General features: G+C 38.7%; 12 protein-coding genes. 4 read left to right on the plus strand and 8 right to left on the minus strand.

Translation table 11 applies throughout. From position 1 onward, the window contains the following. Positions 1-7: 7 nt before the first annotated feature. The 8 genes from FEE95_RS19585 to FEE95_RS19620 all read right to left on the minus strand — a co-directional run bounded on the left by FEE95_RS19585 (position 8) and on the right by FEE95_RS19620 (position 12113). Positions 8-937, minus strand: coding sequence for a PorP/SprF family type IX secretion system membrane protein (locus FEE95_RS19585; protein ID WP_138659729.1), 930 nt, complete (start codon positions 935-937; stop codon positions 8-10). A gap of 35 nt (positions 938-972) precedes the next feature. Further along, positions 973-5010: a T9SS type B sorting domain-containing protein gene (locus FEE95_RS19590; RefSeq protein WP_138659730.1), complete on the minus strand. Its 4038-nt coding sequence runs from the start codon at positions 5008-5010 to the stop codon at positions 973-975. A gap of 298 nt (positions 5011-5308) precedes the next feature. Next, positions 5309-6733: a CCA tRNA nucleotidyltransferase gene (locus tag FEE95_RS19595; protein WP_138659731.1), complete on the minus strand. Its 1425-nt coding sequence runs from the start codon at positions 6731-6733 to the stop codon at positions 5309-5311. Continuing rightward, positions 6733-7308, minus strand: coding sequence for an L-threonylcarbamoyladenylate synthase (locus FEE95_RS19600; protein ID WP_138659732.1), 576 nt, complete (start codon positions 7306-7308; stop codon positions 6733-6735). Before FEE95_RS19600 ends, FEE95_RS19595 begins: the two co-directional genes overlap by 1 nt. 80 nt (positions 7309-7388) lie before the next feature. Next, a complete protein-coding gene (locus FEE95_RS19605; RefSeq protein WP_138659733.1) occupies positions 7389-8321 on the minus strand; it encodes a glycosyltransferase family 2 protein in 933 nt (310 codons plus the stop codon). A 14-nt stretch (positions 8322-8335) separates the two neighbouring features. Continuing rightward, the gene (locus FEE95_RS22485; RefSeq protein ID WP_138659734.1) at positions 8336-10189 is read right to left on the minus strand and encodes a glycosyltransferase; all 1854 of its coding nucleotides are present in this window, start codon (positions 10187-10189) and stop codon (positions 8336-8338) included. Between the two features lie 200 nt (positions 10190-10389). Further along, positions 10390-11199 carry a glycosyltransferase family 2 protein gene (locus tag FEE95_RS19615; RefSeq protein WP_138659735.1) on the minus strand — a complete coding sequence of 270 codons (810 nt, stop codon included), beginning with the start codon at positions 11197-11199 and terminating at the stop codon, positions 10390-10392. 98 nt (positions 11200-11297) lie between these two features. After that, a complete protein-coding gene (locus tag FEE95_RS19620) occupies positions 11298-12113 on the minus strand; it encodes a 2,3,4,5-tetrahydropyridine-2,6-dicarboxylate N-succinyltransferase (protein WP_138659736.1) in 816 nt (271 codons plus the stop codon). A 101-nt stretch (positions 12114-12214) separates the two neighbouring features. Between FEE95_RS19620 and ruvX the strand changes: the two genes are divergently transcribed. The 4 genes from ruvX to FEE95_RS19640 all read left to right on the plus strand — a co-directional run bounded on the left by ruvX (position 12215) and on the right by FEE95_RS19640 (position 17268). After that, positions 12215-12625 carry a Holliday junction resolvase RuvX gene (gene ruvX / locus FEE95_RS19625; protein WP_138659737.1) on the plus strand — a complete coding sequence of 137 codons (411 nt, stop codon included), beginning with the start codon at positions 12215-12217 and terminating at the stop codon, positions 12623-12625. Next, on the plus strand, positions 12626-13216 hold the full coding sequence (gene def, locus FEE95_RS19630) for a peptide deformylase (RefSeq protein WP_138659738.1): 591 nt from the start codon (positions 12626-12628) through the stop codon (positions 13214-13216). Between the two features lie 159 nt (positions 13217-13375). Then, a complete protein-coding gene (locus tag FEE95_RS19635) occupies positions 13376-13795 on the plus strand; it encodes a DUF5606 family protein (protein ID WP_138659739.1) in 420 nt (139 codons plus the stop codon). A gap of 98 nt (positions 13796-13893) precedes the next feature. Next, positions 13894-17268 carry an amidohydrolase family protein gene (locus tag FEE95_RS19640; protein WP_138659740.1) on the plus strand — a complete coding sequence of 1125 codons (3375 nt, stop codon included), beginning with the start codon at positions 13894-13896 and terminating at the stop codon, positions 17266-17268. Positions 17269-17278: the final 10 nt, after the last annotated feature.

Below are 17278 nucleotides of genomic sequence, written 5' to 3' on the forward strand. Positions count from 1 at the left end.
GTAGTATTTAAAAGAATCTTGGTGCTATTACGTTTTTATATTTTGAACGGAACTCATAGCGCAGAAGCACTTCAAAAGACCCATCATTAAAAGTAGTATTGCCTAATTCTGTGGTTTCTTTGTCATAGGCAAGACCTAACATAAACTGATCTGTGATTTGGAAACCAAACATGGCGCTGATAGCGGCGTCCCATCTATAAGCAGCGCCCAATGTAAACTTGTTATTAATCATGAAGTTTGCAGATAGATCTATTTGTAAAGGTGCTCCGCTCACTGCTTTTAACAAAGCTGCCGGCTTGAATTTTAAATTTGGATTGAATTCAAATACATAGCCCGTAATCAAATAGAAGTTCATTCTTTCCTCTGCCAAACTTGCTGTACTATTATCAAAATGCTCGGTTTTAAGAAAGTTAGGAACTGAAAGTCCGGCATAAAACTTATCCGTATGGTAATAAATTCCTGCTCCAAAATTTGGAGAGAACTTTTTGTCAATATTACTAAGGCCAATCGTGTTAGCTTCATTATTGTAATTTTGAAGCCTATTAAAATCAATATTCAACGCATGGCCACCCGCTTTTATTCCAAATGAGAGCTTCCCTGTTTTTGATGTAGGAACAGTATATGAAGCTACTGCATCGAAGTAGGTATCTTGATTTGTACCATTACCAATTCTATCATTCACAATGGAAAGACCAATTCCAACTCTTTCAGATACCGGAGTGTTGAAATTTACAGTTTGAGTTGTTGGTGCACCATCTAGACCGACCCATTGAGACCTGTGCAGGGCATTAAGGCTTAAAACGCCTCTAGAACCAGCATAAGCTGGATTGACAGCCAATGTATTGTACATATATTGGGTATACTGTGCATCTTGTTGAGCCATTACGCCCCATACCGAGGTAGTTAGGAAAACTAGTGTTATTATGAATTTTTTCATGATTATCGAGTTTACTTTTATGGTGAGGGTATGGTTTATCTGTTTACGTATAAATATCCGTCAAGAACTTTCGTTGTTCCATCATCTACATATTCCACGATATAGAAGTATATGCCTACAGGAAGTTCTTTGTCGGTGTTTACCGTAGCTCTTCCGTTTGATATGCCTCTGAAAGCTCTGTTACCATTGTCGTATCCTTCAGTTTCAAATACCAAAATACCCCAACGATTGTATATTCTAACAGTGTTACTTGGAAACAACTCAATATTATTAATTCGGAAAACGCCGTTATTAACACCAGGGTTTACAAAATCAGTATCTATCGAGAGATCCGTATCACAATTTGCTTCTGGAGGCGGAGTTCCACCAATATTACTGCAAGGGTCATCTGGATCAGTACCATCTGTAGTTTCTTGGTCATTAGGAATCATATCACTATCACAATCTGCTGTTAGCCAATCCCCTGAACGATCTAAAGTAACACTAGCCTCAATGAAGTCACAAGGATCTTCAGGATTCGTACCATCTGTAATTTCAGTACCATTAGTTACACCATCGCCATCACAATCAGAAATCAGGTAATCTCCTGATAAGACTAGCGTTATGCTAGCTGCGGTGAAATCACAAGGGTCTTCAGGATTGGTACCGTCGGCAACTTCCTGCTCATTAGTTACACCATCACCATCACAATCAGCTAATAACCAATCACCCCCCTGAACTTCTGTAATACTTCCTATTACAAAATCACATGGATCGTTAGGATCTGTGCCATCTGCAATTTCTTGGTCATCTAATACACCATCGCCATCAGCATCTAGAACAATACATGCAGTTGCATCAGCAGCATCCGTTACTGTTGCTACAATACCGGTATCATAAGCTGCTGCAGTAACAAGCCCAAAGGCGCCAGTTGCTGCTGGTGTTCCAGTTCCATATTGTCCTCCATCGCCTCCGTCGGCATTGGCACTTGCATAGGCTTCATTAGCATCACTACATCCATCGCCATCACTATCTAGATTTATATAGTCTGGAGATCCGTCAGCTCCGGTGTCTATTGGCATATTTCCACCACCTGCTGAGGTTGGAATACCATTACTTCCTGTATTATCAGCATTATCGTCGTCGTCGTCTGCTGTTCCGTTTCCGTCTGTGTCCGTTCCTCCAGATTCAATAACATCATGAATACCATCATTGTCTGAATCAAGATCTAATCGGTTTGGTAAACCATCACCATCCGTATTCGTATCTGGCAAGGCTGTTCCTCCATCACCAACACCGGCTACAGTATTATCATCTGTATCAATTGTATCTATAAAACCATCTCCATCAAGGTCTAACATGGTCATTGGATCGCCGGGTGTAGCATAATCTACCTGACCGTCGCCATCCGCGTCTGTGCCTCCAGCTTCAATGATATCGGCTATACCATCATTATCAGAATCAAGGTCTAATCTATCAACTAGGCCATCGTTATCTGAATCGGTATCTGGAAGGGGAGAGGCAGCAACACCATCATCTAATCCATCCATATTGGTATCGTTCATTGACATTGGGTCACCAGGAGTCGGGTAATCAATTTGCCCATCTCCATCAGTGTCTGTTCCTCCCGCCTCAATTATGTCGGGAATTCCATCGTTGTCACTGTCAAGATCTAAATAATCTAGTATGCCGTCTCCATCTGAATCGACAGTACCTTCAACGGTATCAGGAATCCCATCATTGTCGTCATCCAAGTCGACAATATCATTAATTCCATCTCCATCAGTATCGATAGTTGATACATCGCGGTAATCAACATCCCCACCTGTGCCTAAATCACCATCCTCATCACCAAGGTTTGTGGCATTTGGGGGATTGATACCATCATTAACTGTAGCACCTTCAATAGCGGTATCGTCGTTATCGTCAAAAGCATCATCTAATCCATCTCCATCGGTATCAACATTTGACAGAGAATTATCGGTATCGCCATTTTCCACCCTATCTAGAATAGTATCATTATCACTATCATCATCGAGATAATCTGGCTCGTCCATCAAATCTGTATTTTCTGGATCAATACCTACAATAGCGCCACTTTCATAATTATCATCAACACCATTCATATTCAAGTCAGTGATACCTGTACCAATTCCACTAGGAGCTTGGTAGGTGTCAGTAGGTTGTCCTTCAACATTATCCGGAATTCCGTCATCATCGGCATCAATATCTAAGTAGTTGGCAAGGTCGTTGGTATTTCCATCTGAATTTGGGGGAGTTGTCCCTGTTCCTGCACTAGTTGGAATTCCATTGCTTCCCGTGTTATCTCCATTATCGTCGTCGTCATCCGCAAGTCCGTCCATATTGGCATCCGTACCACCGGCCTCGATGACATCTGGAATGCCATCATTGTCACTATCTAAATCAAGGTTATTTGGAATACCATCTCCATCAAAATCACATACAATTTCTAGGGATACATTGTCAATTCCGAAGTCATTACCAATGCCTCCAGGGGTATTATTTCTTATGGATAATACCATATCCGTTGCTGTTGCGGTAAAAACCAAAGATACTTCTTTCCAAGTACCATCATTAGGAATGTCTCCAGAATCAAACTGTGCGATTACGGCTCCTCCCATCTCTGCAATGGTCATAGTAACATTGGGTGGTATTGGGGTATTGCCAAGAAACACTTCGGTTCCATTGTCAAGATATCCAGGATTGAATAAGTTTATAATTCCAGTAGAAAACTCATACTTTTCCCCAATTGTAAGTCCAGGGACGGTTTGCTCGAAAAAAGTTCCTGCAGAACCATCTGCATTGAACAATGCAAAATAACCAAGTTCACCAGTGGCATCAATTGTAAAATCTTCAATATCAAGCCAAAAATTGGGGATGGACTGACTGGCCAAATATGAAAATCCAATTGAATTTGTTACTACGGCATAGTTGCCATCAGATGGTCTAGGTGCTTGATAACCATAAGTGGTTGAAATACCCGCAGGCATTGGTTTGGTGAAAGTATTGTAGTTGTCTGGATTACCTGTTCCATTACCAGGGCCGTTGAAAAAAGTATCACCTGCAGTGGCGACACCAAAATCTCCATTAGGTAAAAATGAAAAACCAGGTTCTGATCCACCACATTCAACAGTATCAAGGATACCATCGTTGTCATCATCTAAGTCAGTGCTATCTGGTACGCCGTCACCATCACTATCTAAACATGCACTGGCATTTCCATCTAAATAGAACACATTTTCAGAATTGTATCCAGCGATATCAACTGTCCCATCTGTTGGGTCGACAGTTATAGGTGCCGTTCCATATTCACCATCATTATCTCCATCAGCGTCTGTAACCGTACCAAAATAGGCTTCATCCGGATCACTACATCCATCACCATCACTATCCGTATTGATGAAGTTTGCAGGTGAACTTGTTACAGTATTCGGGGGCGTTTGCCCTTCAAAACCATCAACTTGTCCATTTCCATTTAGGTCAATTGATGGCAATGCCGAAACCCTACCATCATTATTGGTGTCATTTGCTCCGAAACCCGCCTCAACTACATCATAAATACCGTCGTTATCGCTATCTAGGTCTGCCATATCAACAACGCCATCACCATCGGTATCAACCGGATCAAAGCTATCAATTACTCCATTCCCATTTAAATCAGTACCTCCACCTGAAGAATCCATTGCGTCCGGTATCCCATCAAAATCTCCATCAAGGGTAAAATTCACTCCTGACACATCGACGCCATATTCGATAGTATCACTTATTCCGTCATCATCACTGTCAATATCCAATATATTCGCATAAGGGTCAGAATCTGTCTGGGTTATTGCATTTTCCAAAACATCAATAACACCATCATTATCAGAATCTTGAGCATTTATTTTTTGAATTGAAAATAGACCTGAAAGCAAAAAGACGCTTATTATGGACTTTAAGAAAAAAGTAAAATTTTTCATGGTTGAAGTAGTTATTTTTTTTTCTAGTAAAACTGAAATTTGAACAGGAGCAAGTTCGGCCTGTATCAATTGAATTAGTTTGGAGTGGTTTAAAAAGTAAGTATACTTTTTCATAAACACGGGGGTGTTATGCTGATGCAATATACATCATGTTTGTTAAAAAAAATCGATGAACTGCTTAAAATTTTAACAAAAATAGGGGTATGGATGTAGTTCGTCGAGGGAATGTTGTGCTTGCCCATGAAAACATCGGTGAAATACACTTTTCTGTAGGGGACATAAAAAATTCCTACAACTAACTATATTTCCTACAAATTCCTACAAATTCCTACATTTTAAAATAATGTAGGATTAGATGTACCTCGAGATTGTTTTTTTAACGAAAAGAATTTTGTGAAGAGTGGTGATTAAATTAAGCTAAATCAAGACCGAGTTCTTTGCCCTTTTGTATCATCAGTGCTCTAGCGGATTCATGTTCATTCGGTATTTCACCCTCCAAGATGGCTTCTTTAATCGCTTCTTTAATAATTCCAATTTCTTTAGAAGGTTTCAAGTTGAAGGTCTCCATAATTTCTTCACCAGACACAGGAGGTTGAAAGTTTCGTATGTGATCACGCTCTTCAACCTCCTGTATTTTTTTGCGTACGATTTTGAAGTTATTCTTATACTTTTTTTGCTTATTGGAATTTTTAGTTGTGATATCTGCTTCACACAAAGTCATAAGATCATCTACATAATCCCCTGCATCGAAAACCAATCTTCGCACTGCTGAATCGGTTGCAAAATCTTCTGACAATACAATTGGCCGCGAACTCATCAAAACCATTTTCTGAACAAATTTCATTTTATCATTCAAAGGCATTCGGAGTCTTTTGAAAAGTTTATAAACCATCTTTGATCCAACGAATTCGTGTCCATGAAAGGTCCAACCTTGTTTTTTATGAAATTTCTTGGTGGGTGCTTTCCCTATATCATGCAAAAGCGCAGCCCACCGGAGCCAGAGATTATCTGTGGTTTCGCAAATATTATCTACTACCTCGAGTGTGTGCCAAAAGTTATCCTTGTGTCTTTGACCTTCTATTTCTTCGATACCTTGAAGCGCAACCAGTTCAGGCAAAATATGAGGTAGCAATTCGGTTTTGTGTAAAAGGGAAAAACCTAGAGAAGGTTTATCGCTTGCCAAAATTTTGTGAAGTTCATCAACTATACGCTCCTTCGAGATAATATTGATACGTTCCTTATTTTTTGTAATAGCTTCTAAAGAGGGCAGAGCTATTTTGAAGCCCAATTGCGTAGCAAACCGAATAGCGCGCATCATTCGTAAAGGATCATCTGAATATGTGATGGATGGTTCTAAGGGGGTTCTGATGATCTTTTTTTCTAGGTCGGAAACTCCGTCAAAGGGGTCTAATAAGTCACCAAAACTATCTTTGTTCAATGATAAAGCCAGGGCATTGATGGTGAAATCCCTTCTATTTTGATCATCCTCTAAAGTGCCATTTTCGACAAATGGTTTTCTACTATCCCTATGGTAACTTTCTTTACGGGCTCCAACGAATTCAAGCTCAATATCATCATGTTTGAGCATGGCTGTCCCGAAATTTTTGAAAACAGAGACCTTTGGTTTACTGGGTAGCAAATGGGCTACTTTTTGTGCTAATTCAATACCGCTACCAACCACCACCACGTCAATGTCTTTTGGAGTGCCCCGCCGTAAAATAAAATCACGTACAAAACCACCTATCACATAAGAGTCAACTTTCAGTTCAGTAGTTGCTCTTGTGAGTGTTTGAAAAATAGGATTTTGAAGCGCTTCTTTAAAATTCTGTTGCATCATTATTCTCGAATCACCTTTACTTGACCATCGTTACTTAATTTGATAATTACCGATGGCGTACTTGCGATTTTCTCTTGATGCAAATTTACGACATAGTCAACTCCTTTTATAACGGCTTCGTTGATTTCACTAAACTGTTTTGGAGTCGGTTCACCTGAAATATTCGCTGAGGTAGATACAATTGGCTTTTTAAATTTATTGATTAGGTACTGGCAGAATTTGTCAGATGCCACCCGTATTGCGAGAGTGTTGTCATTAGCAATAAGGTTTGGGGCAACTCCCTTGGGCTTGTCGTAGATAATAGTTGTGGGCTTTGTGGATAGATCTATTAGGTCATAGGCTACGTCAGGTACCTCCGTAATATGCCTTTCTAACATGGCATCATTGGCAACTAGACAAATTAAGGCTTTACTATCGGAGCGTTCTTTCAATGCATATACTTTGGCTACCGCCTCTTCATTGGTAGCATCACATCCGATTCCCCAAACGGTATCTGTTGGGTATATGATTAAACCTCCGTTTTCTAGTGTTGATATTGCTTTATTGATTTCTTCTTGCACTGTAAATACGTTCATATTCTAGGAGGCAAAAATAAGTTTTCCAAAGATGGAATTTTAAAATTTGGAATTTTTATGCAAATTTTGAGATGAATGGATTAATCTTGAATGGTTTGTTTTTGCTTCAGGGATTTCCCCAAAGGTAGTCCGACTAAAATCCTATGAAATAGTTTAAAGTATTTTGGTTTTATCAAGGAAGTCAACCCATAACGGATAATGAAAACCAATCTCAATGCTAAATAATGCAGATAACCATAATTTTTTCTAATAACATAGAACATTGAAGTTTTGAGTTCAATCTTTATTGCGATAGGCATTTTGGTTTTGTTGACACTAATTCCTTGATGGTGTATATACGATGGATTAGGCAAAAAATATGTTTTCCTCCCTTGTTTCTTTAGACGATAGCAAATATCGCACTCTTCGAAGTAGAGAAAAATATTAGTATCAAATCCTCCAATTTTATCAAAATCCTCAGCCCTGAAGAACATAAAACTTCCGTTTACATAATCAACCGCAATAGGCTCCGAATAATCCTTTTTTCTATTGGGTTTTGCAAATAGAATCTCTGGTGTTTTTCTTCCGAAGACCTCACGAGCAAATGAAGTAAAATGGTCGAAACTAACTGTTTTTTCATTCCGTTCATTATAAATTTGAGGACCGCAGAGGGCTGCGTCAGAATGGGTTTCCATAAATTCGTAGCATACCTTTATGGGGTTGTCAACTAGTAAAGTGTCATTATTCAAGAACAGATAGTACTGGGCATTTGTGAACTGAATACCATGCATATTACCACCACCAAAACCGGTATTTATCTTACTGCGGTGCAATTGAATGATATCTTCTGGTAAAGTGGCAACAAATGAACTCAGCCTTTCAAAATCTTCTTTTTCTGAGGCGTTGTCAACAACTATAATTTGATAAGCTAAGGCAGAAGTTTGGTCTAAAATACTTGAGATACATTTCTGTGTATATTCTGAAGAATTATAATTTATTAAGATTATCGCAACGTCACTTTTGTTTTTGCTCATTTTTAAAATCTATGTTAGCCACAATTCTTTGCTAGAAAATTAAGCAATACTTCTTTAAAAAGATTTGGTTCAAAAGCCTCGTATAGTGTTGTGATGTTTTTTTTGATCTCTCTTTTATCCATTTCACCAAATAGTTCGGGGCGATAATCTCGTAGGTGAACGCTATCATGATTTTTATATACTTTTCCGTGCCAAGCACCTTTTACTATAAACGGACTAAAAAAACAGAAGGATGGAATTTCAAGCGCTTTTGCCATGTTTACAGTGCCTCCTTCGTTTCCAATAAGCATATCACATTGCGATAATACTCCCATGAAATCCCTTAACGAATCCGCATAAAAGTCAATTGCAATGTGTTTTTGTGTTTCTTTGGAACACAAGTGATATATGTTTAAGGCCTCTGCTTTCTGTGAAGGAATGTAATTGAAAAGAAGTTTGGAATCGCAATTTTGACAGATGGTATCAAGTACTTCCGCCATATATTTTGGCGGGTAAGTCTTATCCGGGCCACTTCCTAAAATACCAATCATTATAAGTTTTTCACCTTCAATATCGGATATTTCTTCAATTGCACTTTTTGCTTTTTCTATTTCATCTTCAGAAAGATATAATTTGGGATATGTTACAAACTTATTTTTTGAAAGTAACGGGTCCAATAGCATTAACCTATTTGATATTGAGAGAGGTATCTCGGCATCTGTTATCAATGATTGATAAATGGGATCGGAATAAATCCAGCTAGTGTACCATTTCCGTCTTCCAATTTTTGTATTGGACTTAGCGAAACGAGTCATGAGGTTACTTTCTAACTTTCCGTAAGCATCAATAACAGCGGAATACTGGGTCTTTTTTAAGGATTTTAAAAATCGATAAAAAGTTCTTTTGCTTTCACGATATTCTTTTTTGAATACAACGACCTTATCGACATATGGATTGCCCTCAAGCACAGGTAGCGTATTCTCATTAGCCACCAAATGAACTTCCGCCCCGGGGAAATGATGTTTAAGACTTTCACAAATTATCGTGCTTGCCAAGACATCACCAATCATCTTTTGTTGTATGACTAAAAATCGAATTTCAGATGTATTGTTCAGGCTTGGGTTGAAAGGATTTTTTAATCGTTTGAGTTCTTTGTATCTAGAATAGACGCCTAAAGCATTCAGGTAGCTGATGATTATTCCTTTTTTTCCATCTAAAAAACCAAACCTCAAGAAATAGTGGTTGAAAAACTTATAGGAAGGCCTGAAAACAAAATGGTAAAGATTTGGTGTATAATTTTTATCAAGCTCTTCCTGAGCTTTCATCTGCCCATACTTTATCATTTTACCCTTATAGTCATGGTAATTTTTGTAGGAGTAGTGAATCAATTTATTTTTCAGAATGCCAATCTTACCGTCAACTACCAAGGTTTCATGAACTACGCGTTCTAAGGTAAAGTTCACCTTACTTTTTCTAAATAAGCGAAAGTTTTTATCGCTTTGCCACCCACTAAACCGCAATACTTTCTTTTGAAACATAAAAGTCCGGTAGAAGTAATAGGCAGCGGCCGGATTGGGCGAGTTTATAGTAGCTATAACCTCCTCTCTCAAAGCATCTGTCAATCGTTCATCTGCATCCATGAATAAAACCCAGTCATTGGTCGCCTGGCTCATCGTAAATGACTTTTGGTCGGTATAGTCTTTAAACGGACGCTGAATAAGTTTTACCTTAGGGTAACTTTGTATTCTTTCTGCAGTGCCATCAGTACTGAAAGAATCGACAATAATTATTTCATCAGCAAAGGACACATTTTCAATTACCTCATCAATGTTTGTAATTTCATTGAATGTGATAAATAGAGCAGATATTTTGTTTGTGGGATTATCCAATATTTAGGCCGGTGAACAGTTAAATCTGTGGACAAATTTAGATATAAAAGGAGTTTTAAGGGCTTAATTTCTAAATTTTTGCTTTCGACAAAAAAAATGTAGCACAAAATCCTTTTAGTCTTATTAGAGGTAAAATTATGTTAGAAGTATTCCCAGAAGTAAAATAGGATTATTATGAAAGAAAAGAAACAGAGGTTTTCTTAGTTTCCTCGCTGTTGAACAGGCTTCAAACTTGGTGCTTTTTGCTCCTGTTCCAACTTTCTTAGTTCAAGATATCTTTCCCAATCTCCAAGCGCATTGAGATAACAGACTTTGATGCCTTTCATTCCGTCTAAAATTCCGAGACGAAAGATGTAGTTGTAGACAAATGTAAAAGTTGGCTTTCCTAAAAGCATTCCAATTGTAAAGCTCTTTCCTTTCTGAATCGCTTCTTTTGCTTTCAACCTACCGTATAATAACATTTTACGCTTGTAGTCGGCATAATCTCTATAACAATAGTGGGTCAGTTTTTCGTTTAGGGTAGCAGAAGTACCATTCACTTCTAAAGTTTCATGAACAATACGTTTTGCTGAAAACTCCACTTTACTTTTTCTAAAAAGACGGTAATTCTTGTCAGTTTGCCATCCGCTGAATCGTAATCTTCTTTGTTGGAACATGAATTTTCTTCGGAACCAATATGCAGCATGGGTCTTTGAACTGTTGTTTACCGTTTGAGTAATCTCTTTTCGTAACTCGGGAGTAACAACTTCGTCAGCATCAACAAATAATATCCAATCGTTTGAAGCTTGTTCTAAAGTGAACGCTTTTTGCGCAGTGTAATTTTTAAATGGATGTTGAATAGCCTTAACCTTCGGATGTGCTGACAAATACTCATAAGTTCCGTCAGTACTGTAAGAATCAACAACGATTATTTCATCGGCAAATTCTATCGATTTTAGACAGTTTTCGATGTATCCTATTTCGTTGTAAGTAATTACAAGCGCTGTTATTTTTGTGCTTTGAAGCCCCATAGCTATGATTACGTAGGTTATTCATATTGGAGTGGTCTGGTATAAGAACTTCAAAAAATAGAAAATAGTATAATTTTCCCTATAAAATTCTTACAAAATTACACAGCAACATTATGTTCCCTAAGGGCGTCATTCAATGAAGTTTTTTTATCCGTACTTTCCTTTCGCGTGCCGATGATTAAGGCACAAGGGACTTGATAATCTCCCGCAGGGAATTTCTTTGTGTAACTCCCTGGTATAACAACTGAACGGGCGGGAACCCTACCTTTTGTTTCAACTGGCTCAGAACCAGTAACATCTATTATTTTAGTGGAGGCAGTAAGAACCACATTTGCACCTAAAACTGCTTCTTTTTCCACATGGACGCCTTCAACAACGATACATCTTGAACCTACAAATGCATTGTCTTCAATAATCACCGGAGCGGCTTGCAGAGGCTCAAGTACTCCCCCGATACCCACACCACCACTCAGATGCACATTTTTACCAATTTGCGCACAACTACCAACAGTTGCCCAGGTATCGACCATAGTTCCTTCATCAACATATGCACCTAAATTTACATAGCTTGGCATCAAAATAGTTCCTTTGGAAATATAAGAACCATGTCTTGCCACGGCATGAGGAACAACACGAATACCTTTCTCAGCATATCCTCTCTTCAAGGGAATTTTGTCATGATATTCAAAAATGCCAACTTCTAGGGTTTCCATCTTTTGAATAGGGAAATAAAGTACAACACCTTTTTTGACCCATTCATTGATTTGCCAACCATCTGCCGTTGGTTCGGCACAACGTAGTGTTCCACTATCCAATAGATTGATTACTTCGCGAATAGCTTCTTGAGTTGAACTCTCTTTCAATAATTCACGGTTTTCCCATGCAGCTTCGATGGTATTTCTTAAATCGGTCATATGTTTTATAAAATTTCGACAAATATAAGTAGTCGCTCATGAAATGATTCCCCAATTTTACACTTATAACAAATTATCCATTATTTTTGCAAAAAAATAAATTGGGACGTATACTGGCCTTGGATTATGGTAAAAAGAGAACGGGTATTGCGGTAACTGACGAGTTACAGTTAATAGCATCCGGACTCACCACGATTGCATCCCATGAATTACTTGATTTTTTGAAAAAGTATGTCTCTGAAGAAAAAGTTGTGAAATTTGTGGTTGGTGAACCTAGACAAATGAACAATACACCTTCAGAGTCCGAAATTTTCATTGCGCCCTTTTTGAGCCGTTTGAAAAAAGCATTCCCCGAAGTACCAGTGGTGAGAGAAGACGAACGTTTTACTTCAAAACTGGCGATTCGCACAATGATTGATAGCGGGTTAAAGAAAAAACAACGAAGAGATAAAGCTTTGGTCGATGAAATCAGCGCCACAATTATCCTTCAAGCCTATTTAAATAAAAATTAAATGATACTACCTATAGTTGCTTATGGCGACCCAGTCTTACGAAAGGTCGGTACCGATATCGATAAAGATTATCCAAACTTAAAAGAACTGTTGGCCAACATGTGGGAAACCATGTATGGTGCAAGTGGGGTTGGGTTGGCAGCGCCTCAAATCGGATTGCCAATTCGTGTGTTTTTGGTTGACGCTACTCCCTTTTCTGATGACGAAGAGCTTTCAGATGAGGAACGAAAAAAAATCGACGGTTTCAAGAAAGCCTTTATCAATGCTCATATCGAAGAAGAGGTTGGCGAGGAATGGATCTTTAATGAGGGCTGCTTAAGTATACCTGATGTGCGTGAAGATGTAAAGCGAAAAGATACAGTTACCTTGACGTATATGGATGAAAATTTCAAGTCACATACAGAAACGTATGACGGCCTATTGGCAAGAATCATACAACATGAGTACGATCATATTGAGGGAATTCTTTTTACGGATAAACTTTCCGGATTAAAAAAGAGATTGCTCAAAGCCAGGTTGGCGAATATTTCAAAAGGAAAAATCAATGTGGACTACCGAATGCGTTTTCCAAAAATCAAAAAAGCACGTTAAAAAGCCTTTTCAATTAAAGGAATTGTTTCATATTTGCGCTTTGAATTTTTAGGGCAGAGACCTTTAGGAAAGCCTATAAAGTACTCGTTTGAAAAACAATTGGAATTAGAGGCAAGCCTCGGAATAAATAAATCTCGATTATCGAGTTAAAAGAAATACATGAGTTTAGATAAAATATTATCCATAGGGGGTAAACCAGGCCTTTACAAATTAGTAACTCAAACTAGAACGGGCTTTGTGGCAGAATCTCTATTGGATGGAAAAAAAATTACGGTAGGTCTCAGAAGCAATGTAAGTGTGCTTGCTGAAATCGCCATTTATACTTTAGATGAAGAGCTTCCCCTGCGAGAGGTATTTCAAAAGATTCAAGTAAAAGAAAAGGGTGGCAAAACTTCAATTCCCCATAAATCTGAAAAAATAAAATTAGAAGAGTACTTCTTTGAGGTACTTCCTAACTACGATGAGGACCGCGTTTATACCAGTGATATTAAAAAAGTCATTCAATGGTATAATCTGCTTCAAGAAAACGGTTTAACGGATTTTTCAGAAGACGACGAAGATTCATCAGAAGAAGAATAAAACTTTAACACAATATAGTAAAGCCCCTGCCATCGGTAGGGGCTTTTTTATGCAAACTATTGGCTATATTTAAAGACAGAATCCTAAACCAAAAATTGATGGAAAATTCAACCTTTCGAAGGTGGGCGATCTACTTTGCCCTTTTAATCTTCTTTCCTGTTATAGCTCAACAAGCCAAAGACACCACTAAAAAAGCAACCAAAGAACTTCCTTTAGAACCTGAACGAAAAATTTCATTTACCACGGATAACGGTACATGGATTTCCTTGGATGTAAGTCCAGATGGAAAAACCATCGTTTTCGATCTTATGGGTGATATTTATTCTATACCTATAACTGGCGGAAAGGCTACTCAGATTACAAATGGTATGCAATATGATGTGCACCCGAGGTATAGTCCAGATGGAAAATCTTTGGTTTTTATTTCGGATAAAAGTGGTTCTGATAATATCTGGACAATGGATTTATCTACTAAGGAGGACAAACAAATCACAAAGGAGAAGAAGCACAATTTCTTTTCGGCTGAATGGACTCCTGATGGAGACTATATAGTTGGAGTGAAGGGGAGACGAAATATTAAGCCGCACATTTATCATAAAGATGGAGGTTCAGGAAGTCAATTGGTTGGTAAGCCTGAGAACGTAAAATTAGTTGACCCAGCCTTTAGTCCGGATGGTAAGTTGCTTTATTTTTCTCAGCGTAGAGGTGCTTGGAATTATAACGCGCGATTACCACAGTATCAAATCTCAACTTATGATATGGAGGATGCCGATATGAATACAATTACCTCTAAGTACGGTTCGGCTTTTACTCCAACATTGTCGCCAAACGGCCAATGGCTAGTTTATGGCTCTCGTTTCGAAAATGAAACGGGTTTGGTATTGCGAAACTTAAAATCGGGTGACGAACGTTGGTTGGCATATCCCGTTCAGCGTGATGAGCAGGAATCTATAGCACCATTGGGGGTGCTTCCGGCCATGTCCTTTACTCCTGATAGCAAAAATCTGATAGCATCCTATGGAGGGAAAATCTATTCTATTTCTTTAAATGGAAATGTAGCTACACAGATTCCATTTTCCGTAGATGTGAATTTGGACATGGGGCCCTTACTATCTTTTAAGTATCCTATTAAAGACGTTGAGGAAGCTTTGGCAACGCAAATCCGCGATGCGAAACCATCACCCGACGGAAGCAAACTGGCTTTTACCGCACTAAACAGATTATATGTAATGGATTTTCCAAACGGAACTCCGAAACGTTTGACCAAAAACGATTTCATTGAAGCCCAGCCCGATTGGTCTCCTGATGGAAAGTATTTGGTATTTACCACTTGGAAAGAGGGTGGTGGACATCTCTACAAAGTAAACGTAGACGGAAGAACCAAAATAACGCAGTTAACGCAGCAGCCAGGTCTTTATCAGTATCCTGAATGGTCGTACAAATCCAAAAGGATTGCTTTTCACCGTGGGTCAACTCAATCGTTTCAAGATTTATTAGGAATATACAGCAGGCAAATGTTCGAGGATTTGATGTGGGTTTCTTCTGAAGGCGGAACCATCAATTTAATCGATAAATCGAAACAACGTTTCTATCCACATTTTACGAAAACGGATGATCGCGTGTATTTAAGTAATAATAATGGGGAATTGCTTTCCATTCGTTGGGACGGTACGGATAAGAAAGTCCATTTGAAATTAAAAGGAATTGTAACCTACGGTTCTCAAGACAAATTAGATGACCATTCATTGCTTCCGCAAGAGGTCGAAGCAGATGACAAGGACAAATCATCAAAACCTGATTACATAAAGATTTCTCCAGATGGTAAATCCGCAATGGCAAAAATCAATAATGATGTTTATGTGGCAACCATTCCAAGATATGGTAAGGTGCCGACAGTTTCTGTTGCTAAAGCTGATAAAGCAGCTTTTCCAGCGATGAAACTAACCATTATTGGTGGTGAATTTGCCAATTGGTCATCCGACAGTAAAAAGGTGCATTGGTCATTGGGATCAAGTCATTTTAGATATGATGTGGACGCTGGCAAGCAATTCGTAGATAGTCTTGCCGCGGCAAAAAAGAAGGAAAAGGAATTGAAAAAATCCGAAAAGAAAACCGATTCCACAAAAACAGATACCGATAAAGAGAAAAAGAAAGATCCGAGGTTTGAGGCAGATGAGTTTAAGATTGACGTGAAGTATAAAAAATATACGCCAAAGGGAAACTTGCTTTTAAAAGGTGGACGCATACTAACCATGAAAGGTACTGAAGTAGTTGAAAATGGGGATTTGCTCATTGAAAACAATAGAATTATAGCAGTCGGACCTTCAGGAAGCCTTCAAATACCTAATGGAACAAAGGAAATTGACATTACAGGAAAGACGATTATGCCCGGTTATGTTGATACACATGCCCATCTGCGACCAGCTTGGGGCATTCATAAGAATCAAGTTTGGATGTATGCTGCAAACCTGGCCTACGGTGTTACCACGACAAGAGATCCTCAAACAGGAACTACGGATGTTTTATCCTATTCCGACATGGTCGAGGCGGGAATGGTCGATGGACCAAGAATTTATAGCACTGGACCAGGATTAGGGTTTTGGGGCTACCAATTGGAAAGCTTAGATCAGGCTAAAGACGTATTGAAACAATACAGCAACTATTATGATACCAAGACAATCAAAATGTACTTGGTTGGTAACCGCCAACAACGACAGTGGGTTATTGAAGCCTGTAAAGAACTGAAATTGATGCCAACTACTGAAGGTGGACTGGATTTCAAATTGAATATGACGCAGTTGTTAGATGGCTATCCGGGTCATGAACATTCCTTGCCGATTTACCCGATTTATGATGATGTGGTGAAAACCATTGCGGAATCTAAAATGGCTGTCACACCGACTTTATTGGTTTCCTATGGAGGTCCTTGGGCAGAAAACTATTACTATTCGCGTGAAGATGTTTGGGGAGATCAAAAGCTACAATATTTTACACCGTACAAGGAATTGGCGAGTAAAAGTAGGAGGAGACCAGGCTGGTTTATGGATGAAGAGCATGTCTTTAAAAAGCATGCAGAATTTATGAAGGACTTGGTAGAAGCTGACGGATTGGCGGGAATCGGCAGCCACGGACAATTACAAGGTCTCGGTTTCCATTGGGAATTATGGTCAGTTGCTAGTGCAGGAATGGATAAATACGATGCTCTAAAAGTGGCGACTATCAAGGGTGCAAGAGCAATTGGACTAGATGGCGATTTGGGAAGTATAGAAGCGGGTAAACTGGCGGATATCGTTATTCTTGAAAAGAACCCCATGGATGATTTACGAAACACAAATACACTGAGCCACGTAATCAAAAACGGAAAAGTGTTTGAGGCGAATACCTTGGACGAGGTTTGGCCAGTAGAAAAGAAAGCTGAGAAATTCAATTGGCAGACCAAGAAACCAAATGGGTTGCCTGGGGTGAAAAAGTAAAAAACCTTTT

Source organism: Maribacter algarum (ex Zhang et al. 2020), assembly GCF_005885635.1.
Lineage (GTDB): Bacteria > Bacteroidota > Bacteroidia > Flavobacteriales > Flavobacteriaceae > Maribacter_C > Maribacter_C algarum.